The organism is Streptomyces sp. NPDC056231 (assembly GCF_048270745.1).
Lineage (GTDB): Bacteria > Actinomycetota > Actinomycetes > Streptomycetales > Streptomycetaceae > Streptomyces.
Genome location: NZ_JBLVKW010000020.1, coordinates 19,152 through 43,244 on the forward strand (window position 1 = coordinate 19,152; position 24,093 = coordinate 43,244).

Sequence of the window (24,093 nt, forward strand, 5' to 3'; positions counted from 1 at the left end):
CCTCAGACCTCGTAGGGCTGGACGACGATGAAGTTGCCGGGGGCTCCCCGGAACTGGAGGTTCACGGTCTCTCCGCTGTGCCCCGGGTACGCATTGCGGCGCAGCCGGACCTGGCTGGAGATGATCACCTGGGACGCGGACGACCACGCCACGACGGCGTTGCAGTCGGCGAACGTGGTCGGCGTGACCGGCAGGACGACGGGGACGCCGTGGGTCTTGACGACGACCGTGCCGCTGCCCTGGAACTGCATGGTGAACAGGGCGCCGCCGGGGATGCCGTGCCCCTCGATCCTGCGGACCTCGTACTGCAGCGACTCGTCGAAGGCGAGGACGCTCTCCGCGGAGACGCAGATGCCGTCGCCCTGGAGCTCGATGGAGTGCAGATGGGCGCCGTCTTCGGCGAGGAAGACCTGGCCGCGACCGGTACAGCGCATCAGCTGCATTTCCTGGCCGGTCGCATTCCCGACCATGCGGCCCACGAAACCGGCACCCTTGTAGCTGAAGTCGACCTTGCCCTGATACATCACCATGGAGCCCTGACGGGCGAGCACCGGTGTACCGCCCATGGTGAGGTCGACCCGCATGAGTTGCTGGTTCTGCGGCGTCCAACGCTGGCCGGTGGCCGTCTCCTTGTACGGCTGGAGCGCAGCCTGCAGACCTGCGCCGGCCTGCGGCATGCCCGGCTGCATTCCGGGGGGCTGCTGCCCGTAGGGAGCCGGGGCCTGCTGACCGTACGGTGCCGGGGCCTGCTGACCGTAAGGAGCAGCCGACGTGGCCTGGCCGGGAAACTGCCCGAACTGGGGCTGCTGGGGCAGCTGTCCCGGCTGGCCATAGGGAGCGGGCGCGGGCGCGGGCGGCGGGACGGTGCCACCCTGCGGTGCCATCGGCGCCGCGATCGTCGGCGCGGCATGCATCTGCTGCTGCGGCGTGGGGGCCTGTGCGGCCGGGACGCCGAAGGACGGAGCCGGCTGCGGGGCCTGAGGGGTGGCCGGGACGCCGAAGGACGGAGCGGGCGCCGGGGCCTGCGCGGGCGGGGCGAACGCGGGGGCCGCCGCCTGCGGTTGCGGTGCGGCGGGCGCCTCCTCGGCGACCTCGCCGCCGAAGTTCTTCAGCAGCGCGTCGAGGCCGCCGTCGAAGCCCTGTCCGACAGCGGCGAACCGCCAGACGTCCTTCAGGTAGAAGTCGCCCAGCATCACCGCGCGCTCGGTGGTGAACTCGGAGCCGGTGAAGGCGTACCTGACGACTTCCTCGCCACCCGCGACGATCCGAATGTATCCCGGACCGATCTGCGACATCTGCCCTGCGCCGTCGACCGTCGCAGTGAACGACAGCTTGTGGATGTTCGCCGGAATGCGGTCCAGAGTGACCCGGAACGACTCGGTGTCACCGGACTGGGCGCCGAGGAGCTGAATGGACTCCTCGGGCGATTTCGGCTGGTTGAAGAAGATGAAATACCGGTCGTCGGAGAGCTGCTCATGGGCATCGAGGCCGAAGCAGCTGATGTCGAAGGTCAGTCCAGGACCGGCAATCTGCACACCTACGTACAGATCCGTCCCCGGCGTGAGATCACTGATCTTGGCCTTGTGGCCGCGTTGGAATTCCCTGGCCATGCGTAACGACCGTCCCCCATCCCGAATGTGAATGCGTCGCGCCAGGCTATCCGCAAACTCCGGCATTCAGCTGAGTCGGTACACACCCGGTACAGAATCACTGAACGTCACTCACCACGCGCTGCAGGCAGATGAGGCAGCCGGTCCGCCGCCACCACTCCTTCGAGGTAACCGCGGGCCCGCTCGGTACGCGGATACGCCTCCAGCAGCCGCCAGAACCGCGGACCGTGACCGGGAACCAGCAGATGCGCCAGCTCGTGGACGAGCACATAATCGACGACGTACTCCGGCATACCCTGCAGACGGTGCGACAGACGGATGCTGCCCTCCGCCGGGGTGCAGGAGCCCCATCGGGTGTTCTGGTTGGTCACCCACCGCACCGAGGCGGGCCTGGCCCGGCCCTCGAAATACTGGGCGGACAACCGCTCGGCCCGCTCGGCGAGTTCGCCGTCGCCGAGGCTGCGCTTGCGCTCCTGGGCCGCGAGTTTGTCAAGCATCACGGTCACCCAGCGCAGCTCCTCCGCCTCCGACATCCTGGCGGGGATCAGCACGATGGTCCGGTCGCCCTCCCGGTACGCGGAGACCGTTCTGCTACGGCGGGGGCTCCTGCGGACCTCGACCGCGCTCGTCACCGGGACACGGGGCGGATGGCTGGCCGCGCTGCGCCGATGGTCTTTGGCGCTGCGCGCGGGGGTCTCCCCGGCGAAGCCGGGTGACGGGTCGGCGGGCACGCCCCGACGGTACCCGCTGTCAGTGCGGGAAGTCCCGCCTCCGGAAGGTTCGCGCATGATCCGTTCCATGGCACGCACCATTTGAACGACTAATACCCCATGCCTGTGGATAACTTTCTGCACGCTTCGGCGCCGGCCTGCATTCTGGCAACGGATCTCGCGAAGCTCCGGTCCGCGGCGGGCGCAAGCAGATCGCTCCGGACCGCACGGAGATCTCACAGAGACCGCACGGAACAGCGGCAGCAGCAGGACGAACACGAACCAGGGGAAGCCATGCATCCGATGTTGAAACCCGCACTGCGCCGAGCGTGGTGTGGAACGAACACCGTGCAATTCGGGGTGACGCCCGCTCATGCGGTGAAGGTGGGGCCGATGGATATCGCCACGCGCAGTTTCCTGGAACTGCTCGACGGAACGCGCGGCCTGCCGCTGCTGCGCGAGGAAGCAAGGGCACTGGACCTGTCGGACCACCACGTTGACATCCTGGTGGCGCGATTGGAGGAAGCAGGACTGATCGACGATGTCCGGGCAGGCGGGCCGGAAGCCGATGCGTTACGGAACCGGGCCGACGTACTGGAGCGACAGCGCCCCGACCTCGCGTCGCTCTCGGTCGTGCACCCCGAACCCGGGGGCGGGCTGAGACGGCTGGCGGCCCGTCGCGCGATGCGGGTCCAGGTGCGGGGCTCCGGCCGGGTCGGTGCGGCAATCGCGGCGGTGCTGTCCGGGTCCGGTGTGGGCCTGGTCGAAGTCCTGGACGGTGGGGTCACCGAGCACTCGGACGTCGCACCCGGCGGGCTTCCGGCCACCGCGGTCGGTGAGCGCAGGGACACCGCCGCCCGGCAGTTGGTGCGGCGATCCGCTGTCGGTCCCGCCCCCCGGTCGACGGGGCCGGACCGCTCCCCGTCGCGTGGTGGTCCCGGGCTGTCCCTGGTCGTGGTCGCTCCGCGGGACGGTCTCGCGGCGTACGCCCCCGACCCGCGTGCAGCCGAGCCATGGATCGCTTCGGGCACTCCTCATCTCTATGCCGGGGTGATCGAGGCCACCGGCGTGGTCGGTCCGCTGGTACTGCCCGGCGGTACGGCCTGCGCGGGATGCCTGGACCTGCACCGCGCGGATCGGGATCCGCAGTGGCCGCGCATGCTTGCGCAGTGGCGGTCCGGGCGGCGCGGCGCCGTGCAGGCGTGCGACCTGGGGCTGGCGACAGCGGTGGCCGGTCTCGCGGCGGCCCAGGCGCTGGCGTTTCTCGATGGCGAACTTCCCGTCGGCACGGGAGCCAGATGCGAGGCCGCCCTGCCGCTGTTGGACTGGCGGTCGGAGCGGATCGGGCCACACCTCGACTGTTCCTGCGGCGCGAGTGGGCACACTGGCAGGGAGCGCACCTCCGGGCACGGCGCAGCGCAGGACACAATGGCCGGGTAACCGCCGCACGCGGCACGGCAGTCTGGGATTTGGAGGGGCGTATGTCTGATCTTCCCCGGAAAGCGGTCACCCGTACAGCAAAGTTGGCCGCACTGCCACTCGGCTTCGCCGGTCGTGCCACGTGGGGGCTGGGCAAGCGGATCGGCGGCAAGTCCGCGGAGATAGTGGCCCGTGAACTCCAGCAGCGCACGGCGGACCAGCTGTTCCGCACGCTGGGCGAGCTGAAGGGGGGTGCCATGAAGCTCGGTCAGGCCCTGTCCGTCTTCGAGTCGGCGCTGCCCGACGACGTCGCCGGGCCGTATCGGGCGGCGCTCACCAAACTGCAGGAAGCCGCTCCCCCCATGCCGACCCGCACCGTCCACGCCGTGCTCACGGAGCGGCTCGGTGAGGACTGGCGGGCGCTGTTCCTCGAATTCGACGACAAGCCGTCGGCCGCCGCGTCGATCGGGCAGGTGCACCGGGCGGTCTGGCACGACGGGCGGGCCGTCGCCGTGAAGGTGCAGTATCCGGGCGCCGGGGAGGCCCTGCTCTCGGACCTGACCCAACTCAGCCGCTTCGCCCGGCTGCTCGGCCCGCTGATCCCCGGAATGGATATCAAGCCGCTCATCGCGGAGCTGCGCGACCGGGTCTCGGAGGAGCTGGACTACGAACTGGAGGCGCAGTCGCAGCGGGAACACGCCGAGGAGTTCGCGAACGACCCCGATGTAGTGGTTCCCGGTGTGGTGCACCAGTCCGACCAGGTGCTGGTGACGGAGTGGATCGACGGTGTCCCGCTGGCCGAGGTGATCGCCGAGGGCACCCAGGAGCAACGGGACCGGGCGGGTCAGCTGCTGGCACGATTCCTCTTCTCGGGTCCGGCGCGCACGAATCTGCTGCACGCCGACCCGCATCCCGGCAACTTCCGGCTCCTGCCCGGGGTCGGGGAAGCGGACGGGGAGGCGGAAGACGGTGCGAGCGGGCCATGGCGGCTCGGAGTCCTGGACTTCGGCACGGTGGACCGGCTGCCGGGCGGCCTGCCTCAGCCCATCGGGGACTCGTTGCGGCTGACGCTGGCGGGTGACGCGGAGGCAGTGTACGAACTGCTGCGCGAGGAGGGATTCGTCAAGGAGTCCATCGACCTCGACCCGGATCAGGTACTCGACTACCTCCTGCCCATCATCGAGCCGGCACAGGTGGAGGAGTTCACCTTCACCCGCAGCTGGATGCGCAATCAGGCGGCCCGGATAGCGGATCCCCGCTCCCCCGCCCACCAGCTGGGCAAGCAGCTGAATCTGCCGCCCGCCTATCTGCTGATACACCGGGTGACGCTGAGCACGATCGGGGTGCTGTGCCAGCTGGGTGCGACGGTGCGGCTGCGGGACGAACTGGACTCCTGGGTCCCGGGGTTCCAGCCCATCAAGGACCTGCCCGATCAGCAGAACCGGGATCTGGATTTCCCGGATCAGGAACCGACCGGCCAGGAGCTGTCCGAGGATGAGCTGCTCGACGACCGGCCGGCGTAGGGCGTGTTTCGTTTGAGCGTCGTCCGCCCATAGGCCGGGCCGGGCGGCGCCTGGTGCGTACGATCGCAAGGCGGAGATCCGCCCCGGTACCGGGCATATCGGGGCGAGCCCGACAATGCAGCGAGCGTGCGTGCCAGGCGCCGCCCGGCAGACGGGGCTTTCGAAACACGCCCTCGCGCCCAGGACCATCCCCGCCGGCCCCGACCCCGCCCCTGGCGCTGGCGCCGGCACAAGCCTCGATGCCCGGGGGCAGATCACCACCAGGCTGAATCGAGGCGGCCCTCGATCGCCCTGATGTGAGTGCGGGCGCAGTCGTCGCAGAAGAACTGGCGCCTGCCGTTCTCCACGGAGCAGATCCAGGTCGGCGGAGCGTACGCGCTGTCGGCAGTGGTGCCGCACAGAGCGCACACCACAATCTCGGCACCCGGCTGGGCGGGGTGATGAGTCTCCACCTCGTGACGATAACTCCGTCCCCGCTGCGCGGAGCGGCGCCCGGCAGCAGGTGCTGCGGTTTCCGGCCTGACTAGTGCATGACCGCCATGGCCAGCGCACGGCGGGCGCGCATGGAAACGCGCTCCGCCCGGCGCTGCATCCGCCGAGCGGCGACCAGGCGCACGGCCTGTCGCTCCGCGTCGGCTTCCCTCAGGCGGTCGTGCATATGTGCACGTGCCAGGGCTTCTGGGATGAGTTGCATCTCGCGGTTCCTGTTCTGACGCGAGTCGTTCGCGCCGATGATCGTGACGTTCGGTGTCGCGGAGCCGATGGGCTCATTCGTGGGGACGGTCATTGGTGCCTGATTTCGAGGGTCGTGAGTCCGGGGACGGTCGATGGTTCCGATGCGCTTCATGGGTTTGGGAGCCATGGCTCCCAGGCCGGCGGTCACGCCGCGACCGGGTTCTTGCGCGGACGGCCACGCGGCCGCTTGCGAGCGACGACGACGCCCTGGATGAAGAGCTCGCCACCCCAGACACCCCACGGCTCGCGGCGCTCCTTGGCGCCGGCGAGGCAGGCCTCGACGAGCGGGCAAGTGCGGCAGAGCGACTTGGCGTACTCGACATCGGCCGGCGACTCGGCGAAGAAGACCTCCGGGTCGTAGGAACGGCAGGGGACGGGCACGCCGAGGTTCTCGATGGCGTCGTCGAGCGCGGTGAGCGCAGTAAGGGGGATCAAGGTGGAGTCCTCCGTGAGGCCGGGCGGGGGGATCGTTTCGGAAGGCGGTACGGACGGGGCGTGCGCTTCGAGTTGCACGGTGGTGGTGTCCTCGTCTGGTTGTTCCGGCCGGTCGGCCGGGTGGCTGCTGGTACCGGGTACTGCTTGTCCCGAGGCGCCTTTTCGCTGTGTCGTCCGTTGGGACAAAACAAAAGGGCCGCGGATCCCGAGTGGGGTTCCGCGGCCCTGAAGGCGCCGGCCTGATGGCGTATCAGGCTGGATCACTCCAGGGTTCAGGCCCACGGAAGGCCCACATCATGTGGTGGTGCGTCGTCTGCTGCTCGGCTCCGGCACCGACTGCCGCAAAGGCATAGGCCGACTTGGCCTGTCCCTTCGCTACTGCTGCCGTCGGTGCCTGGGCCGGTCGCTCATTGCGCTCCCGCACGGGGAGGCTCGCCAGGGACAGCGGGCTGATGGCGGAAATGCCGGACAGACCGGTGCCACGAAGCGAGAATTCCGAAGAGCAGGCGAGGCCGAGCGAGCAGGCGGAGACGACCGACAGATCGGTCACTTTGTTGGTCTTGATGATGCTGATCACGACAATCGCCTCCTCTCGGCGTCTCGGTGGACCGGCGGGCCGGTCCTGCGTATTCGGATAAGTACAGCACAGGACCAGGGCTTCAGAGAAGCCGCTGTTCCCGTGGTTAAGAACCTATGGTGATGACTGGGGCGGGCGCAAACTATTTTTTCGACGAGTTTTTCTCACACCTCCCCGTCATCTTCTCCAAGCCCCTCGATCGCGTCCTCACCTGCACAGATGGCCAGCACGGCGGCTCCGAACCGGTCCATCTTCCGGACACCGACCCCGGAAATTCCAGCCAGTTCGCCCTCGCTGCCCGGCACCGCCTCCGCGATCGCCATCAGCGTCTTGTCGGTGAACACGCAGTAGGCGGGTTGGCCGATCTCCTTCGCCCGGTCCGCCCGCCAGTCGCGCAGCCGCTCGTACAGCGCCTCGTCCATGTCGGAGGGGCAGTCCTCACAGCGCATCAGCTTCATCTCGCCGGCGTCGGTGAGTGTCTTGCCGCAGACCCGGCACAGTGCGGGGCCACGACGCCTGCGCTTGATCACCGCGGGGCGCTCGATGCCTCCGCCGCCGACCGTGCCCCGCCCGCCGAGCGCCCCCGAGCCGGGACGCACTCCGTTCAGGAAGCGGCTCGGGTGCCGCCCGCCGCGGCTGCCCGGCGACCGGGACAGCGACCATGACAGCGAGAGATGGAAGCGCGCCCGGGTGACACCGACGTACAGCAGGCGGCGCTCCTCCTCGATCTGCTCATCCGTCCTGGCGTACGTGATCGGCATCATGCCCTCGGTCAGCCCGACCAGGAACACGGCGTCCCACTCCAGGCCCTTCGCCGAATGCAGCGAGGCCAGCGTGACCCCCTGGACCGCCGGGGCGTGCTGGGCGGCAGCCCGCTCGTCCAGCTCCGCCACCAGATCGGAGAGCGTCGCCCCCGGCTTGGCCTGTTCGAGATCCTCGGCCAGCCGGACCAGCGCGGCGAGGGACTCCCAGCGGTCGCGCATCGCGCCGGAGCCCGCGGGCGGCTCCGTGGTCCACCCCTTGGTGGAGAGCACGGCCCGCACCTGGGAGGGCAGCCCCTCCGCGTCGTCGAGCAAGGAGTCGTTCCCCCCGGCGCGCGCCGCACCACGCAGGGCGACGCCCGCTTCCCGCACCTCCGCGCGCTCGAAGAAGCGCTCCGCGCCGCGCAGCTGGTAGGGCACGCCCGCGTCGGAGAGGGCCTGCTCGTAGACCTCGGACTGGGAGTTGACCCGATAGAGCACGGCGATCTCCCCGGCCGGGACGCCGGCGGCGATCAGATCGCGGATCCGGCGGGCGGTGCCCTCCGCTTCTGCGGGCTCGTCCCCGTACTCCGTGTAGGCCGGCTCGGGGCCCTTCTCCCGCTGCGAGACGAGTTCCAGCCGGTGCTCGGCGGCGCGGCCGCGGGCCTGGCCGAGCAGGCCATTGGCCAGGTGGACCACCTGGGGAGTGGAGCGGTAGTCCCTGACCAGCTTGACCACGGTCGCGTTCGGGTGGCGGGTGCGGAAGTTCAGCAGGTGCTCGGGGGTGGCCCCGGTGAAGGAGTAGATCGTCTGACTGGCGTCCCCGACGACGCACAGGTTGTCCCGGTCGCCCAGCCAGAGGTCGAGCAGACGCTGCTGGAGAGGGCTGACGTCCTGGTACTCGTCGACCACGAAGTGCTGGTACTGGCGGCGGACATGGTCGGCGATGTCATGACGGTCCTGGAGGATGGCGACGGTGAGGAGCAGCACGTCCTCGAAATCGATCACCGAGCGGTCGCGCTTCAGCTGCTCGTACATCGCGTAGATCTGGGAGATCTCGGCGGTGTCGCGCGGGGCGTCGCGCTGGGACTTGGCGACCACGGCCGGATAGTCGGCGGGCACGGTCTGGGTGACCTTCGCCCACTCGATCTCACTGGTAACGTCCCGCAGCTCGCTGCGGTCGAGCCGGATGCGGCAGCGGGCAGCGGCCTCGGCGACCAGCTGGACCTTGCGCTCCACCAGCCTCGGCAGCTCGCCACCGACTGCTTTCGGCCAGAAGTACTGGAGCTGGCGCAGGGCGGCGGAGTGGAAGGTCCGCGCCTGCACCCCGGCTGCACCGAGCTGGCGGAGCCGGCCCCGCATCTCGCCCGCGGCCCGGTTGGTGAACGTGACGGCCAGCACACTGGTCGGCTGGAGTATTCCGGCGCGCACCCCGTACGCGATGCGGTGCGTGATCGCTCGCGTCTTGCCCGTACCGGCTCCGGCCAGCACGCACACCGGTCCGTGCAGGGCCAGGGCGACCTCGCGCTGCTCGGGATCCAGCCCGTCGAGCACGGCGTCCGCCGACTCGGGGACCTGCGGGAAAAGGGAGGAATGCGTTGCTGCTGTCACCCCGCCATGCTGCCAGGTCGGGAGAGACGGACGCGGAAGTTGTCCACAGGGGAGCAGCATCCGTCGTACTAATGCGGAGTCGGCGGTGGGAATGGTGACCAGGTCACGTACGTTCCACTCCCTGCGGGGATGCGCATGGGCAGCATTTCCGCAGTCGTGAGTGAGACGAACAAGACAGAGGAGCACGAAAACATGCCGGGCACTGTGACGATGTACAGCACCACGTGGTGCGGCTACTGCCGTCGGCTCAAGGGCCAGATGGATCGCGAGGGCATCACGTACAACGAGATCAACATCGAGCAGGACCCGGCGTCCGCGGCCTTCGTCGAGAAGGCCAACGGGGGTAATCAGACCGTCCCGACCGTGCTCTTCGCGGACGGTTCGACACTGACGAACCCCTCGCTGGCCCAGGTCAAGCAGAAGATCGGCGTCTGAGCGAGCGATTCCGGCGCCTGGGGCGTGTTTGGCAAAGCTTGCTGGGAGGGGCACGAGCGGCAGCGGAACGCCCGCACCGACGGGCCTGCAGACACGCCCGCCGTCTTCCGGTCCGCAGGAAGGCGGCGGGCGTGTCCGTGCCCGCGAGCCGGCAGGCATTTTTGTGCCGGACAACCGGGCGTCAGCTCACGCGGTGCCCCCGAGCTGCAGGGCGGCCGCGGCCACTGTCTGTTCGAGAAGGACCGCGATGGTCATCGGTCCGACGCCGCCCGGGACCGGGGTGATCAGCCGTGCCCGCTCGGCCGCGGTCTCGAAGTCGACATCGCCGACGTTGCCGTCGTTGTATCCGGCGTCGAGCACCACCGCACCGGGCTTGATGTCCGCGCCGGCGATGAAGCGCGGCTTGCCGACCGCGGCCAGCAGCACGTCCGCCTGCTGCACGATCGATGTGAGGTCGGCCGTCCGTGAGTGACAGTACGTCACGGTGGCGTCCCGGCCGAGCAGCAGCATCCCGGCGGGCTTGCCCAGGATGGCGCTGCGGCCCACGACGACCGCGTGCTTTCCCGCGAGGTCGACCTCGTACGCGTCGAGCAGGCGCATGATGCCGCCGGGTGTGCAGGAGACAAAGCCGGGAAGGCCGAAACTCATCGCCGCGAACGAGTGCATGGTGACCCCGTCGACGTCCTTGGCCGGGTCGATCGCTTCGAAGGCGGCGCGCTCGTCGATGTGGGGACCCACGGGATGCTGCAGCAGGATGCCGTGCACATCGGGGTCGTTCGACAGTGCGGTGACCGCGTCGACCACGTCCTGTGTGGTGGAGGTGGCAGGAAGGGCCACGTGCCGTGACGCGATGCCCGCGGCTTCGCAGCGGCGGCGCTTCATCCGGACGTAGGTCACGGACGCCGGGTCGTCGCCGACCAGAACGGTCGCCAGGCAGGGGGCCTTCCCGGTGCGCAGCCGGAGTTCCGCCGCCGTCGCGGCGCTGGTCTCGATGATGCGGCGGGCGAGGGCGGTGCCGTCCATCGGACGGGCTGTCTGTGTCTGGGCCACGCTTCACTCCTGGGCGTCACAAGGATCACGAGGATCACGATGAATCGCCCAGGCGCACGGCATCGACGGTTGTCGAGTGTTTCCGTCGGACCGCTCCCCGGTGGTGCTCCACCTCAGCGCCAGTCACGGCCCAGGGCCAGATTAACGGACAGAGCGCCCTGAGGGAGGAGCAATCAGGTGGCAGTGACGGGCGGACGACCCGGCCGCGCGTGCCCCGTCGCCCGCCCCGCACCGTGTGTCAGCCGACGCTGCCCGGCTTCGGGAGCGGCTTGCCGTACCAGAGCTCGATCAGGCGGGCCGCGATCGAGATGCCGAACGGGGGCAGGATCTCGCCCGATTCGAAGGCCGCCGTCAGGTCCTCACGGGAGAACCAGCGCGCCTCCTCGATCTCCTCGCCGTCGACGTTGATCTCCGACGACGTGGCCCGCGCCATGAAGCCCAGCATCAGGCTGGACGGGAAGGGCCAGGGCTGGCTGGCGATGTACTCGACCTCGCCGACCGTGACACCCGCCTCCTCGAACACCTCACGGACGACGGACTGCTCGATCGACTCCCCGGGCTCGACGAAGCCCGCGAGCGTCGAGAACCTGCCCTCCGGCCAGTGCACCTGACGGCCCAGCAGGGCACGGTCCTGGTCGTCCGTCACCAGCATGATCACCGCCGGGTCGGTGCGCGGGTAGTGCTCGGCGCCGCAGGCCTGGCAGCGACGGATGTGGCCGGCCGCCGCGATGACGGTGCGTTCGCCGCAGCGGGAGCAGAAGCGGTGCAGCCGCTGCCAGTTCTCCAGCGCCACCGCGTGTGCCATCAGCGCCGCGTCGCGCGGGCCGAGAAGCAGTCCGGCCTCGCGCAGCCCGGCCGGGCGGGCCGGCTGGTCCATGCGGCCGGGCAGCGAGTCCTTCTGGAGCGCGAAGTAGCTGACGCCGTCCACGTCGGTGCCGAGGAAGTAGCGGTGGGTCTCGGTGACCGGGGCCTCGAAGGCCGGGGTCATGACGATCTCCGTGCCGCCGTCTGCGGTGTCGTCGATGAGCACCTGCCCGCCGGAGACCACGAAGACCCGGGTGGTCGGGTGGCTCCAGGCGGCGGAGAGCCAGGCCTCGTCGAGGCGGTGGTGCGCGGCACGGTCGATGCCGCTGGGCGCGGTGAGACCAATGGGCCGGTCTGTGGTGGCGTTGTCGAAGGTGCTCACAGGTGCTTCCTACTCCCCGGGACGGATCGGGTGTTCAGAGGATTCAGCGGAGTGCGGCGGACAGTTCGCCCCAGAGGTGGGCAGTTGTCTGCACGCCCTTGAGCAGGAGGTCCAGCTCCACCTTCTCGTTGGGGGCGTGCCAGCCGTCGGACGGTACGGAGATGCCCAGGAAGAGGACGGGGGCGCCGAGCACGTCCTGCAGGTCGGCGGCGGGCCCCGAGCCTCCTTCGCGGGTGAAGAGGACCTTCTGGCCGAAGGCCCGTCCCATGGCGCGGGCCACCGCCTGCAGGGCGGGGTGGTCCAGCGGGGTCAGGCACGGGCGGGTGGCGGGGGCGAAGGTGATCCGGTGGCGGATACCGGCCGGGAACTGCGCCTGCGCCCAGGCCCGGACGGCTTGTTGGACGTGGTCGGGGTCCTGACCCGCGACCAGCCGGAAGCTGATCTTCACGAGGGCGGAGGACGGAATGATGGTCTTGCTCCCGGCGCCCTGGTAGCCGCCACCGATGCCGTTGACCTCGGCCGTGGGGCGCGCCCAGATGCGCTCCAGCGTGGAGTAGCCGGCCTCGCCCGTCGCGGCCTGCGACTTGGCGGTACGCAGCCAGCCGGCCTCGTCGAAGGGGAGCTCGGCGAAGAGGGCGCGCTCGGCGTCGGTGAGTTCCGTCACGCCGTCGTAGAAACCGGGGATCGCGACCCGGCCGTCCGCGTCGTGCAGCGCGGCGACGAGGCGGGCCACGGCGGTCGCCGGGTTGGGGACGGCGCCGCCGAACGATCCGGAGTGGATGTCCTGTTCGGGGCCGTGGAGCTCGATCTCGCACTCGGCGAGACCGCGCATGCCGGTGCAGACCGTCGGGGTCGTCTCGTCCCACATGCCGGTGTCGGAGACGATCACGGCGTCGGCGGCGAGGCGCGCGGCCTGCTGCTCGACCAGGGCGCGGAAGTGCGGGGAGCCGGACTCCTCCTCGCCCTCGACGAGGAGCTTGAGGTGGACGGCGGGGGTGGTGCGGCCGGTGGCGGCGAGGTGGGCCCGGACGCCGAGGGTGTGGAAGAACACCTGGCCCTTGTCGTCGGCGGCGCCGCGGCCGTACATCCGGCCGTCCCGGATCACCGGTTCGAACGGCTCGGTGTCCCAGCCGTCCTCCCGGGCGGCGGGCTGCACGTCGTGGTGGCCGTAGACGAGGACGGTCGGGGCGTCCGGGTCCTCGGACGGCCACTCGGCGAAGACGGCCGGGGCGCCCGGCGTCTCCCAGACCTCCGTGACCGGGAAGCCGGTCTCCTTGAGCTTGGCGGACAGCCACTCGGCACTGCGCCGTACGTCTCCCTCGTGCTGCGGCTGGGCGGATACGGAGGGGATGCGCAGCCACTCGGCGAGGTCGTCGAGGAACGCTGTGCGGTGCTGTTCGATATACGTACGGACGGCGCTGTCCGGGGTGTCGCTCATGGTCTTGAGCCTATCGGCCTGCGGGAGGTGGCTCGTCCCACAGGATTTGTTCGAGCTCGGCCCGGCCGGGGAGATCGGTGGGGTGGACGGCCTCTCCGGTGCGGACGAAGAGGAACGTGGTGGTGACGGAGTCGAGCGGCACATCGTGCAGTTCGGCCCAGGCGAGGCGGTAGACGGCCAGCTGCAGCGGGTCGGCCGTGGGGACGGCCGAGGTGTCTTCGTGGCCGTGGGGGGTATGACGGGTCGTCTTCCAGTCGACGATCTCGTAGCTGACCCCGTCCGCATCTTCCGTGCGGTACACGGCGTCGATCCGGCCCCGCACCACGCGGCCCGCGAGCGTGATCTGGAACGGTGTCTCGACGCGGTACGGGGTGCGGTGGGCGTACGGGGTGCGCTCGAAGGCCTCCTTGAGTGCGGCGAGGTCGGCCTCGTCCGCGATGTCGGTGTCGCTCCCGTCACCGCCGGGCAGCTCGTCGGGGCCGAGCATGGGCAGCGGCAGCTCCTCGAAGCGGGACTCCACCCAGGCGTGGAACCGGGTGCCCCGGCGGGCCGCGGGCGCGGGCGGCCGCGGCATGGGCCGGGCCAGCTCCTGGGCGAAGCCGTCGGGGTCGTCGGCGAGCCTCAGCAGCTGCGTGGCCGAGAGCGAGGCGGGCACGAGGACCTCACGCACGGTGGCGCGGGCGCTGCGCAGCTCACCGGCGAGCGCATCGAGGTCCCGGTCCCAGGAGGCGAGGGTGCGGGTCTCCTCCGGGGTGAGCCGTGAGGGGGTCCGGGCGGCGGGGACGCGGGGGGCTGGGGCCGCAGGAGGTTCGCTCGACAGGGAGTCCCAGTCCGCGTCCTCGTCCGGGTATGCCTCGTCGTCCGGGTACAGCTCGTCATCGGCATACAGCTGGTCATCCGGTGCCACGGGGTACGCCCCCGGTGCCGCACCCGCCGCCGACTCCCCCGCCAGTGTCTCCAGGTGGGCCAGCACCGTCTCCGCGGCCGCCCGGCGGCGGGCCAGCGCCGTGTCGTCCAGCGGAAGCGGCCAGGCGTGGTCGGCGGCCGCCTCCGCAAGGGCCGGGTTCTCCTCGTCCTCGGCCGGCTCGTCCGCCCATTCCTCGATCTCGCCGTGTCCGGCCGCACAGTGCTCGTACAGCGCCCGCAGGAAGTCCGACGGGCCGCGCGGCTTCTTCTGCGACGGCCCCCACCAGTGGCCGGAGCCGAGCAGCAGGCTGCGCGGCCGGGTGAAGGTGACGTAGCCGAGCCGGAGTTCCTCGGTGTGCTGGTGCTCCTTCATCTCCTCCTTGAAGCCCCCCAGTCCCTTGGCGTCCCAGGAGTGGATGACGGGCAGGGTGGGTGCGTCGCCGCGCAGGGCGTGCGGAAGGACCTGGGACTGGGAGGTCCAGGCGTCACGGGACTGTCCGCTGGGGAACTGTCCGGTGACCAGGCCGGGCACGGCGACGACGTCCCACTCCAGGCCCTTGGACTTGTGGGCGGTGAGGATCTTGACGGTGTTCTCGCCGCCGGGCAGTGCGTTGTCCAGGCCCTTCTCGTACTGGACGGCCGTGCGAAGGAAGCCGAGGAAGGCCAGCAGCGTGGCCTCGCCGTCGACTGCGGCGAAGCGGGCGGCGACGTCCAGGAAGTTGGCGAGGGTCTCACGGCGGCGGGCGGCCAGTGCGTGCGGCGACGCGGAGAGCTCGACTTCGAGACCGGTGGTGGCGAGGACCCGGTGCAGGACGTCCATGAGCGGGTCGGCCAGCGAGCGGCGCAGCTCGCGCAGTTCGGTGGCGAGGCGGGCGAAGCGGACGCGTGCCTCGGCGGAGAACGGCAGCCCGTCGTCCTCCGTACCGCTCGATTCGAGGAAGGTGTCGAGGGCGTCGGCGAGCGAGATCACCTCGGCCGGGTCGATGCCTTCGACCGCCTCGGCGAGCCGGCGGTCGGGATCGAAGTCGTCGTCGTCCGCGTGCGCCGCGCGGTGGACGAGGAGGCGGGCGCGGCGGCCGAGGAGGGCCAGGTCGCGGGGGCCGATCCGCCAGCGGGGCCCGGTGAGCAGCCGGACCAGGGAGGCGTTGGCACCGGGGTCCTGGAGGACTTCGCAGACTGCGACGAGGTCGGCGACCTCGGGCAGGTGCAGCAGCCCCGAGAGGCCGACGACCTCGACGGGGATGTCGCGGGCGACGAGCGCGGCCTGGATCTCCGGGAAGTCACCCGCCGTGCGGCACAGCACGGCGATCTCGCCGGGTTCCTTCCCGGTCCGTACGAGATGGGCGATCGAGCCGGCAAGCCAGTCGATCTCTTCCGTGTGGGTGCGCAGCAGGGCGCAGCGGACGATGCCGTCGCGTTCGGCGCCCGGGGCGGGGCGCAGCGCTTCGACGCCCTCGTGCATGGCGCGCAGCGGCTCGGCGAGCCCGTTGGCGAGGTGCAGCAGGCGGCCGCCGCTGCGCCGGTTCTCGCTGAGGGAGTACCGGGTGGCGGGGGCGCCGTCGGCGTGCGGGAAGTGGTGCGGGAAGTCGTCGAGGTTGGCGACGGAGGCGCCGCGCCAGCCGTAGATCGCCTGGCAGGGGTCGCCGACGGCGGTGACGGGGTGCCCGGACGCGGTGCCGTCGGGGCCGCTGCCGAAGAGGGCGGAGAGGAGCAGCCGCTGGGCGACGGAGGTGTCCTGGTACTCGTCGAGCAGGACGACCCGGTACTCGTCGCGCAGGATGGCGCCGACCTCGGGGCGGGTGAGGGCCAGCTCGGCGGAGAGTGCGATCTGGTCGCCGAAGTCGAGGAGGTCGCGGCTGCGCTTGGCGTCGCGGTAGCGCCGGGTCAGTGAGAGAAGTTCGCGGCGGGCCTCGGCGGTCTCCGGGATCTTGCGCAGCTCGGCGTTGGTGAGCCGGGCCGTTGCGAGCGCGCGGAGGAGCTCGGTGTCGTACTCCACGAGCTGTTCGGGGCGTACGAGATGCTCGGCCAGCTCGGCGTCGAGTGCCAGCAGATCGCTGACAAGGGTGGGGAACGACCTGGTCAGGGCCGGGTACGGGCCCGGGGCTTCGCGCAGCACGCGGGCGGCGAGCTGGTAGCGGGTGGCGTCGGCGAGGAGGCGTGTGGTGGGTTCGAGTCCTATGCGCAGCCCGTGCTCGGTGAGGAGCCGTCCGGCGAAGGCGTGGTACGTGGAGATGCTGGGCTCGCCCGGCGGGTTGTCCGGGTCGATGGCGTCCGGGTCGGTGACCCCGGCGGCGACGAGTGCCTTGCGGACGCGCTCGGCGAGCTCGCCCGCAGCCTTGTTCGTGAACGTGAGCCCGAGTACCTGCTCCGGGGCGACCTGCCCGGTCCCCACCAGCCACACCACTCGCGCCGCCATCACCGTGGTCTTCCCCGACCCGGCTCCGGCCACGATCACCTGCGGGGCGGGCGGCGCGGTGATGCAGGCCGTCTGCTCCGGAGTGAAGGGGATCCCGAGGAGCTCCTTGAGCTGCTCGGGATCGGTGATACGTGAGGACACCCCACAGAGGCTAACCGGGGGCACCGACAACGTGCGGGGTCCGCGAGGAGGCCGGGACGCGCCTCGCCGGGAGGCCGGCTGTGGTCCAGGCCGACCGGCCGGAGCCGCAGCCCGGTCACTCCAGGATGTGGCGGCCCTCGGGCTGAGCGCTGCACGAGGCCCGGAATGTGCAGTGGGTGCAGTGCCGGCCGGTCGTGGGGGTGAAGCGTTCGTCCAGGACCCGGCCCGCGGCCGTGGCCAGCAGGTCGGAGACCCACTCGGTGGTGGGCGGTTCCTGGGCCTGCACCTTGGGAAGGGCGTCGCCGCCCTCCTTCTTCGGGGCCGGCTGCCGCAGCTGGACGAGTTCGGCGCCACCGGAAGCGGGGCGGTGGCCGTCGAAGATCTCGTCGACCGCCCCCTCCCGGACGGCCAGCTGGTACACGGCGAGCTGGGGATGGCGGGCGACCTCGTCCTTCGTCGGGGACTGCTTGCCGGTCTTGAAGTCGACGACGTACGCACGGCCGTCGGCGTCCCGTTCGACACGGTCCATGGAGCCGCGGATCCGTACCTCGTACTCCCCCGCTTCGAGCGTCACGTCGAAGTCGTGCTCGCTCGCGGCGGAGGTGCGGCCGGTGCGGTCCATGACATGCCAGCGCAGAAAGCGTTCGAGGGCGACCCTCGCCTGTTCCTTCTCCTGCTGCGACTTCCAGGGGGCGTCGAAGACCAGCCCGTCCCAGACCGAGTCGAGGCGCTCCATCAGGACCGCCAGGTCGGCGGGGGTACGGCCGGAGGCGACCTCGTCGGCGAGTACGTGCACGACGTTGCCGAACCCCTGCGCGGCCGTCGCCGGGGCGTCCGCCTTCACCTCGCGGCCCAGGAACCACTGCAGGGCGCAGGTGTTGGCCAGCTGGTCGAGTGCGCTGCCGGAGAGCGCCACAGGGCGGTCCCGGTCGCGGAGCGGGACGGCCGAACGGGTCGGCTCGTACAGCCCCCACCAGCGGTACGGATGGGCCGACGGCACGAGCGGCTGCCCCTCGTCGTCCGTGAGCGCGGCCAGCCGGGCCAGCCGGTGGGCGGCCTCGTCGCGCAGGGCCTCGGAGGCATCGGGGTCGACGGCGGTGGCGCGCAGCTCGGCGACGAGCGCGGCGACGGCGAGCGGGCGGCGCGGGCGTCCGGTGACGTCGCGGGGTTCGATGCCCAGCTCGGTGAGGAAGCGGGACGGCTGGTCGCCGTCGGCGGCGGGCGCCTTCACCGCGGTGACGATCAGCCGCTCCCGTGCGCGGGTCGCCGCCACGTAGAAGAGGCGTCGTTCCTCGGCGAGGAGGGCGCCCGGGGTGAGCGGTTCGGCGAGGCCATCGCGGCCGATCCGGTCGGCTTCGAGCAGCGAGCCGCGGCGGCGCAGGTCCGGCCAGAGCCCCTCCTGCACCCCGGCGACGACGACCAGCCGCCACTCCAGGCCCTTCGAGCGGTGCGCGGTCATCAGCCGTACGGCGTCGGTGCGTCCGACCCGCTTGGAGAGGGTGTCGGCGGCGATGTCCTGGGCGTCGATCTCTTCGAGGAAGTTGAGCGCGCCGCGGCCACCGGTGCGTTCCTCGGCGCGGGCCGCGGTGTCGAAGAGCGCGCAGACGGCGTCGAGATCGCGGTCGGCGTTGCGGCCGCCCACACCGCCGCGCAGCGCGGCGCGTTCGAGCCGCCCCGGCCAGGGGGTGCCGGCCCACAGCTCCCACAGGGCCTCTTCGGCGGTGCCGCCGCCTTCGAGGAGTTCGCGTGCCTTGCGCAGCAGCGCGCCGAGGCGCTGGGCACCGCGGGCGTACGCGGGGTCGTGTGCGACGAGGCGTTCGGGTTCGGCGAGCGCGCGGGCCAGCAGCTCGCCGGAGGGCGGCGGTACCCGGTTCCCGGCGGCCCGCTCCTCGTCGCGCAGCGCCCGGCCGAGCCGGCGCAGATCGGCGGCGTCCATGGAGCCGAGGGGGGAGGTGAGGAGGGTGAGGGCGGTCTCGGTGTCGAGCCAGGGGGCGGCCGGCTCCTCGGGCGCGGGGGCGGCGCCGTCGTCCGGGGCCGTCGGCTCCGCAGCCGTCGTGCGGTGCAGCGCGGCCGTGGCGACCGTGCGGAGGGCGGTGAGGAGCGGGGCCACAGCGGGTTCGTGGCGCAGCGGGAGGTCGTCGCCGTCGACCTCCAGGGGCACACCCGCCGACGTCAGGGCGCGGCGCACCGCGGGGATCGTGCGGCCCCCGGCACGTACCAGCACCGCCATCTCGCCCCATGGCACACCGTCCTCCAGGTGGGCGCGGCGCAGCAGGTCGGCGATGTTGTCCAGCTCGGTGGAGGCGGTCGGGTAGGTGTACGTCTCGACACACCCGCCCTCGCGTACCGCGGCGAGCTCCCGGTGGGCGCGGACCTTCGCCGACGGCAGCCGGGTCAGCGGCATCCGGCGGGTGAGCAGCCGGGTGGCGGCCAGCAGCTGTGCGCCGGAGCGCCGCGACGTGGTGAGGACGCCGACCGGGGCCGGGCCGCCGTCCGCCCGCCGGAACATCTCCGGGAAGTCGAGGATGCCGTTCACGTCGGCGCCCCGGAACGTGTAGATCGACTGGTCCGGGTCGCCGAACGCGATCAGGTCCCGGCCTCCGCCGGCCCCCGGCGCTCTCCCTCGGTTGCCCGCCAGCGCGTGCAGCAGCCGTACCTGCGCCGGGTCCGTGTCCTGGTACTCGTCGACGAACACCGCGTCGTACGCCCCGGCCAGCACCGCCGACACCTCGGGGCGCTCGGCGAGGAGCACCGCCCGGTGGACCAGCTCCGCGTAGTCCAGCACCCCCTGCGCGTCGAGCACGTCGAGGTACTCGGCGAGGAACGCGGCGGCCGCGCCCCAGTCCGGGCGGCCGGTGCGGCGCGCGAAGTCGGCGAGGGCATCCGGGCCGATGCCCAGCTCGCGGCTGCGGGCGAGCACCGCTCGTACCTCGTCGGCGAAGCCACGCGTGGTCAGGCAGGCCCGCAGCTCGTCGGGCCAGCGGATGTGCGCGATGCCCTCCTGTTCCAGTTCGAGCTGGCCGGCCAGGAGATCGCGGACGGTGACGTCCTGCTCGGGTCCGGAGAGCAGCCGGAGCGGGTCGGCGAAGAGATCGGCGTCCTGATGGGCGCGGACCAGTGCGTAGCAGAAGGAGTGGAATGTGGTGGCCTGCGGGCCGCGGGCGGCACCGAGCCGGGCGGCCATCCGGTCGCGCAGCTCCACCGCCGCCTTGCGGCTGAACGTGAGGACCAGAATGCGGGCCGGGTCGCCGCCCCTGGCGATGCGGGCGGCGACCGCTTCGACGAGCGTGGTCGTCTTGCCGGTGCCCGGTCCGGCGAGAACCAGCAGCGGGCCGCCGGGATGATCAACCACCGACTGTTGCGCTGCGTCCAGAAGAGGAGGGTCCACGGAACCCGGCCGGGTGCGCACCAGTCGGTACGCGCCCGTGGACCTCCCCGAACGCCCCTGCGGGCGTGGGGGGACCCCCTGCCGTGCCTGACGGTACGGACTGTGCCGGGTGAAGGAGGAGGAGCTCACGTGGATCGCCGGTCCTGGAGGGTGCTGATGGCGGGGGGCGGGGGTGCCTGCCGCGAACTGTCGACGCTACGCCAGCGGGGGCGTGGGATGCGGCGGGTCCACTGCGTCGAACGTCACGTTCCGCTTCGCACGGCAGGTCACGCCGGTATTTTCGTCCATCGAACGGGCCCGGCTGCGCCCGTCATGGGGCCAAATGGCGGAAGCTGTCAGGTGTGAGCTCTCCCGACCCCGTCCTGATCCTCGTTCCGGTCGGTGCCCCCGTGCCCACCGGTCACGCCGTCCCACCGTGCGCGCTTCATGTCGAGGCGCGGCACGTGGCCCTCAGCACCGCGCGAGGCCTCGCGCAGCGGGGTGCTCTCCTCGCGGTAGTGGTCCAGCGCCCGCAGCTCATGTCCGGGCAGCAGCGCCCCGTCGGCCCGCACCACACGCCACCACGGCGCCGCGGCGCCGTACAGCGCCATGACCCGGCCGACCTGGCGCGGACCGCCCTCCCCCAGCCACTCCGCGACATCGCCGTACGTCATGACACGGCCGGGTGGGATCAGGTCGGCGACATCGAGCACGCGCTCCGCGTACTCCGGCAGTGCGTCGTACTCGGGCGACGCGTCGGGCGCCCGGTCGCCCCTCGCCCCGTCGCCGCTCGTCCGCTTTTGGCTCATCCGGACCATGGTGCCGTATGCCACCGACAGTCCGGCCCGGTGCACGGCCGAGGGTCGCGTAGGCGGGCATTCACTGAGTGTGCACCCGAGAGCAAAGGGGCGTATCTTGCGCATCGCGCGACCGTGCAGTGCACCCTGATACCCCCCTCTGTCTCCAGGCCGTGCCACCATCATGCGGGCGGTGACCGGTGATACGAGACCACGAAGAGCATTCAGAGGCGACGAAGGAGCAGGGCGTGCAGCCACCGAAGGCAGCCGACGCCTCTGACGCCGAACAGCGCCCGGAAGAGCAGCGGCGGCAGCAGCCGACGCAGAAGCGTGAAGAGCAGGACTCCGCTCCGCACCATCTGGTCGGCTCCACTCTCTCGACCGTCGCCGAGGCCGAACAGGCCGACCGGGTCTCCGGTGACGAGCCGCTGCTCCCCGCCCGGGTGCACCGCCCCTCCGACCTGATGCGGCTCCTCGTCGGTGTCCTGGCGATCGCCGTCCTGTTCTCCATCGCCGCGTTCGCCCACGGCACGACCACCGGTCTCGAACACGACATCACCAAGGGCACGGACCAAGCACCCGACGTCCTGATCAAGCTCGCCGGCCTGGTCTCCAGCATCGCGGTGCTGCTGGTGCCCGTCGCCTTCGCCATCGAGCGGCTCATCAAACGCGACGGGCTGCGGATCGCGGACGGCGTCCTCGCTGCCGTTCTCGCGCACGGGGTGACGCTCGCCACCGACCTCTGGGTCGCCAAATCCGCCCCCGGCACCATTCAGGACGCGCTCACCCAGCCTCAGCCCGGTGCCGCGCTCACCGATCCCGTACACGGCTATCTCGCACCCGTGATCGCCTACATGACGGCGGTCGGGATGGCGAGACGGCCGCGCTGGCGGGTCGTGCTGTGGGTGGTGCTGCTGCTCGACGCCTTCGCCATGCTGGTGGGCGGCTTCACGACCCCGTTCTCGATCGTCCTCACCGTGCTCATCGGCTGGACCGTCGCGTACGGCACGCTGTACACGGTCGGCTCGCCGAACGTCCGGCCGACCGGTCAGCATCTGATGGCCGGTCTGCGTCACGTCGGCTTCCGCCCGGTCACCGCGATGCGCGCCGATGACACCCCCGACTCCGGCGACCCGAGCGACCGGGGCCGCCGCTATCTGGTTTCCCTGGAGGACGGCCCACCGCTGGATGTGACGGTCGTCGACCGGGAACAGCAGGCACAGGGCTTCTTCTACCGGGTGTGGCGCAGACTCACCCTGCGCGGCATCACCCAGCGCCAATCCCTCCAGTCTCTGCGCCAGGCGCTGGAGCAGGAGGCGCTCCTCGCGTACGCGGCGATCGCCGCCGGAGCCAACGCCCCCAAGCTGATCGCCACCTCGGAGCTCGGTCCCGACGCCGTGATGCTGGTGTACGGGCACATCGGCGGGCGCTCCCTCGATGCGCTGGAGGACGTGGAGATCACCGACGACCTGGTGCGCGGCGCCTGGCGGCAGGTGCAGGCGCTCCAGTCGCGGCGGATCGCGCACCGCAGGCTCACCGGCGACGCGATCCTGGTGGATCGTTCCGGCACGGTGTTCGTGACCGATCTGCGCGGTGGTGAGATCGCGGCCGGTGATCTGGTGCTGCGGATGGACATCGCGCAGCTGCTCACCACCACGGGTCTGCGGGTGGGGGCCGAGCGGGCCGTCGCGGCGGCGCTCGAGGTCCTCGGCCCCGATGCCGTGGCGAACTGCCTGCCGCTGCTCCAGCCGATCGCCCTCAGCCGCTCCACCCGGGCGGCGCTGCGCAGGCTGGCCCGTGAGCGGTCGCAGCGCGAGCGCGAGGCCGTGATCGCGGCGTCGGACGCGGCAAAGCTCGCCAAGGCCCAGGGGGCACAGGCGTCGGTCCCTGCCGACCGCAAGGCGCTCCGCAATGAGAAGCAGGCGGAGAAGCGGGCGATGGACGATGCCCTGGACGAGGCCCGGGAGGAGGATCTGCTGACCCAGATCCGCCGCCAGGTGCTGCTGATCCGGCCGCAGGCACCCGTGGAGCCGGTCCGGCTGGAGCGGATCAAGCCGCGCACGCTGCTCAGCTTCATCGCCGGTGCGATCGCCGCGTACTTCCTGATCTCGCAGGTCACGCAGGCCGACTTCGGCGCGGTCGTCGAGCAGGCGGAGTGGGGCTGGGTGGCGGCGGCGCTCGGGTTCTCGGCGCTCAGTTACATCGCGGCGGCGATGAGCCTGCTGGGGTTCGTGCCGGAGCGGGTGCCGTTCGGGAAGACCGTGCTGGCGCAGGTGGCCGGTTCATTCGTGAAGATCGTCGCGCCGCCCGCGGTCGGCGGTGTGGCGCTGAACACGCGGTTCCTGCAGCGTTCCGGGGTACGCCCGGGGCTCGCCGTCGCGAGTGTCGGCGCCTCCCAGCTGTTCGGGCTCGGCTGCCACATCCTGCTGCTGGCCGCGTTCGGATACCTGACCGGGACCGAGAAGACTCCGTCGCTCGCCCCGTCCAGGACGGTGATTGCCGGACTGCTGACGGTCGCGGTGCTGGTCCTGGTGGTGACCGCGATCCCGTTCCTGCGGAAGTTCGTGGTGACGCGCTTGCGGTCGCTGTTCGCCGGGGTCGTACCGCGCATGCTCGATGTCGTGCAGCGCCCGCAGAAGCTGCTCACCGGTATCGGCGGCATGCTGCTGCTGACCGGCCTGTTCGTGATGTGCCTGGACGCGTCGATCCGGGCGTTCAGCGGTCCCGACGTTCCGCAGCTCAGCTACGCGAGCATCGCGGTGGTCTTCCTCGCCGGCAACGCACTGGGGTCGGCGGCGCCGACGCCGGGCGGTATGGGTGCGGTCGAGGGCGCGCTGACGCTGGGACTGATCGCGGTCGGTCTGCCGAAGGAGGTCGCGGCGCCCGCTGTGCTGCTGTTCCGGCTGATGACCCTGTGGCTGCCGGTCCTGCCCGGCTGGCTCTGCTTCAACCGCCTCACCCGCAAGGGCGCCCTCTGACACGCCGGCGCCACCCTGG

At 71.2% G+C, this 24,093-nt stretch carries 17 protein-coding genes and 1 riboswitch; of the genes, 4 read left to right on the plus strand and 13 right to left on the minus strand.

What is annotated here, in order from left to right:
* Positions 1-2: 2 nt before the first annotated feature.
* Together ACNPQM_RS17820 and ACNPQM_RS17825 are read right to left on the minus strand one after the other, a co-directional pair.
* Complete coding sequence (locus ACNPQM_RS17820) at positions 3-1,610, minus strand: TerD family protein (protein WP_418084762.1); 1,608 nt, start codon at positions 1,608-1,610, stop codon at positions 3-5.
* Between the two features lie 107 nt (positions 1,611-1,717).
* Positions 1,718-2,341, minus strand: coding sequence for a M48 family metallopeptidase (locus ACNPQM_RS17825; protein WP_358860478.1), 624 nt, complete (start codon positions 2,339-2,341; stop codon positions 1,718-1,720).
* A gap of 273 nt (positions 2,342-2,614) precedes the next feature.
* Between ACNPQM_RS17825 and ACNPQM_RS17830 the strand changes: the two genes are divergently transcribed.
* Together ACNPQM_RS17830 and ACNPQM_RS17835 are read left to right on the plus strand one after the other, a co-directional pair.
* Positions 2,615-3,760, plus strand: a complete 1,146-nt coding sequence (locus ACNPQM_RS17830) for a ThiF family adenylyltransferase (protein WP_418084763.1) — start codon at positions 2,615-2,617, stop codon at positions 3,758-3,760.
* Between the two features lie 41 nt (positions 3,761-3,801).
* Positions 3,802-5,262 carry an ABC1 kinase family protein gene (locus tag ACNPQM_RS17835; protein WP_418084764.1) on the plus strand — a complete coding sequence of 487 codons (1,461 nt, stop codon included), beginning with the start codon at positions 3,802-3,804 and terminating at the stop codon, positions 5,260-5,262.
* Between the two features lie 254 nt (positions 5,263-5,516).
* Here ACNPQM_RS17835 and ACNPQM_RS17840 read toward each other — a convergent pair whose 3' ends face one another.
* The 5 genes from ACNPQM_RS17840 to ACNPQM_RS17860 all read right to left on the minus strand — a co-directional run bounded on the left by ACNPQM_RS17840 (position 5,517) and on the right by ACNPQM_RS17860 (position 9,420).
* Positions 5,517-5,714, minus strand: coding sequence for a hypothetical protein (locus tag ACNPQM_RS17840; RefSeq protein ID WP_358860481.1), 198 nt, complete (start codon positions 5,712-5,714; stop codon positions 5,517-5,519).
* A 71-nt stretch (positions 5,715-5,785) separates the two neighbouring features.
* Entirely contained in the window at positions 5,786-6,109 is a 324-nt protein-coding gene (locus ACNPQM_RS17845) for a hypothetical protein (RefSeq protein ID WP_358860523.1), read from the minus strand.
* A gap of 32 nt (positions 6,110-6,141) precedes the next feature.
* Entirely contained in the window at positions 6,142-6,510 is a 369-nt protein-coding gene (locus ACNPQM_RS17850) for a WhiB family transcriptional regulator (protein ID WP_030915514.1), read from the minus strand.
* 172 nt (positions 6,511-6,682) lie between these two features.
* Positions 6,683-7,009 (minus strand): hypothetical protein, encoded by a 327-nt coding sequence (locus ACNPQM_RS17855; protein ID WP_358860482.1) that lies wholly within the window; start codon positions 7,007-7,009, stop codon positions 6,683-6,685.
* Between the two features lie 164 nt (positions 7,010-7,173).
* Positions 7,174-9,420, minus strand: coding sequence for an ATP-dependent DNA helicase UvrD2 (locus ACNPQM_RS17860; RefSeq protein WP_418084765.1), 2,247 nt, complete (start codon positions 9,418-9,420; stop codon positions 7,174-7,176).
* A gap of 132 nt (positions 9,421-9,552) precedes the next feature.
* Between ACNPQM_RS17860 and ACNPQM_RS17865 the strand changes: the two genes are divergently transcribed.
* Positions 9,553-9,795 (plus strand): mycoredoxin, encoded by a 243-nt coding sequence (locus ACNPQM_RS17865; RefSeq protein ID WP_266981757.1) that lies wholly within the window; start codon positions 9,553-9,555, stop codon positions 9,793-9,795.
* A 186-nt stretch (positions 9,796-9,981) separates the two neighbouring features.
* On the opposite strand, the gene ACNPQM_RS17870 is transcribed toward ACNPQM_RS17865, so the two are convergent.
* The 6 genes from ACNPQM_RS17870 to ACNPQM_RS17895 form a co-directional block, all read right to left on the minus strand.
* On the minus strand, positions 9,982-10,845 hold the full coding sequence (locus ACNPQM_RS17870) for a bifunctional 5,10-methylenetetrahydrofolate dehydrogenase/5,10-methenyltetrahydrofolate cyclohydrolase (protein WP_418084766.1): 864 nt from the start codon (positions 10,843-10,845) through the stop codon (positions 9,982-9,984).
* Between the two features lie 39 nt (positions 10,846-10,884).
* Positions 10,885-10,982: riboswitch (ZMP/ZTP riboswitch) on the minus strand.
* Between the two features lie 101 nt (positions 10,983-11,083).
* A complete protein-coding gene (gene nudC, locus ACNPQM_RS17875; RefSeq protein ID WP_358860485.1) occupies positions 11,084-12,031 on the minus strand; it encodes an NAD(+) diphosphatase in 948 nt (315 codons plus the stop codon).
* Between the two features lie 43 nt (positions 12,032-12,074).
* Positions 12,075-13,469: a dipeptidase gene (locus ACNPQM_RS17880; protein WP_358860486.1), complete on the minus strand. Its 1,395-nt coding sequence runs from the start codon at positions 13,467-13,469 to the stop codon at positions 12,075-12,077.
* Positions 13,470-13,479: 10 nt separating this feature from the next.
* The gene (locus tag ACNPQM_RS17885; protein WP_418084767.1) at positions 13,480-16,932 is read right to left on the minus strand and encodes a UvrD-helicase domain-containing protein; all 3,453 of its coding nucleotides are present in this window, start codon (positions 16,930-16,932) and stop codon (positions 13,480-13,482) included.
* A gap of 115 nt (positions 16,933-17,047) precedes the next feature.
* On the minus strand, positions 17,048-20,449 hold the full coding sequence (locus ACNPQM_RS17890; protein ID WP_418084768.1) for an ATP-dependent helicase: 3,402 nt from the start codon (positions 20,447-20,449) through the stop codon (positions 17,048-17,050).
* Between the two features lie 206 nt (positions 20,450-20,655).
* Entirely contained in the window at positions 20,656-21,108 is a 453-nt protein-coding gene (locus ACNPQM_RS17895) for an MGMT family protein (protein WP_418084769.1), read from the minus strand.
* A gap of 236 nt (positions 21,109-21,344) precedes the next feature.
* Here ACNPQM_RS17895 and ACNPQM_RS17900 point away from each other — a divergent pair, with 236 nt between their 5' ends.
* Complete coding sequence (locus ACNPQM_RS17900; protein WP_358860490.1) at positions 21,345-24,074, plus strand: lysylphosphatidylglycerol synthase domain-containing protein; 2,730 nt, start codon at positions 21,345-21,347, stop codon at positions 24,072-24,074.
* The last annotated feature ends 19 nt before the right edge of the window (positions 24,075-24,093 follow it).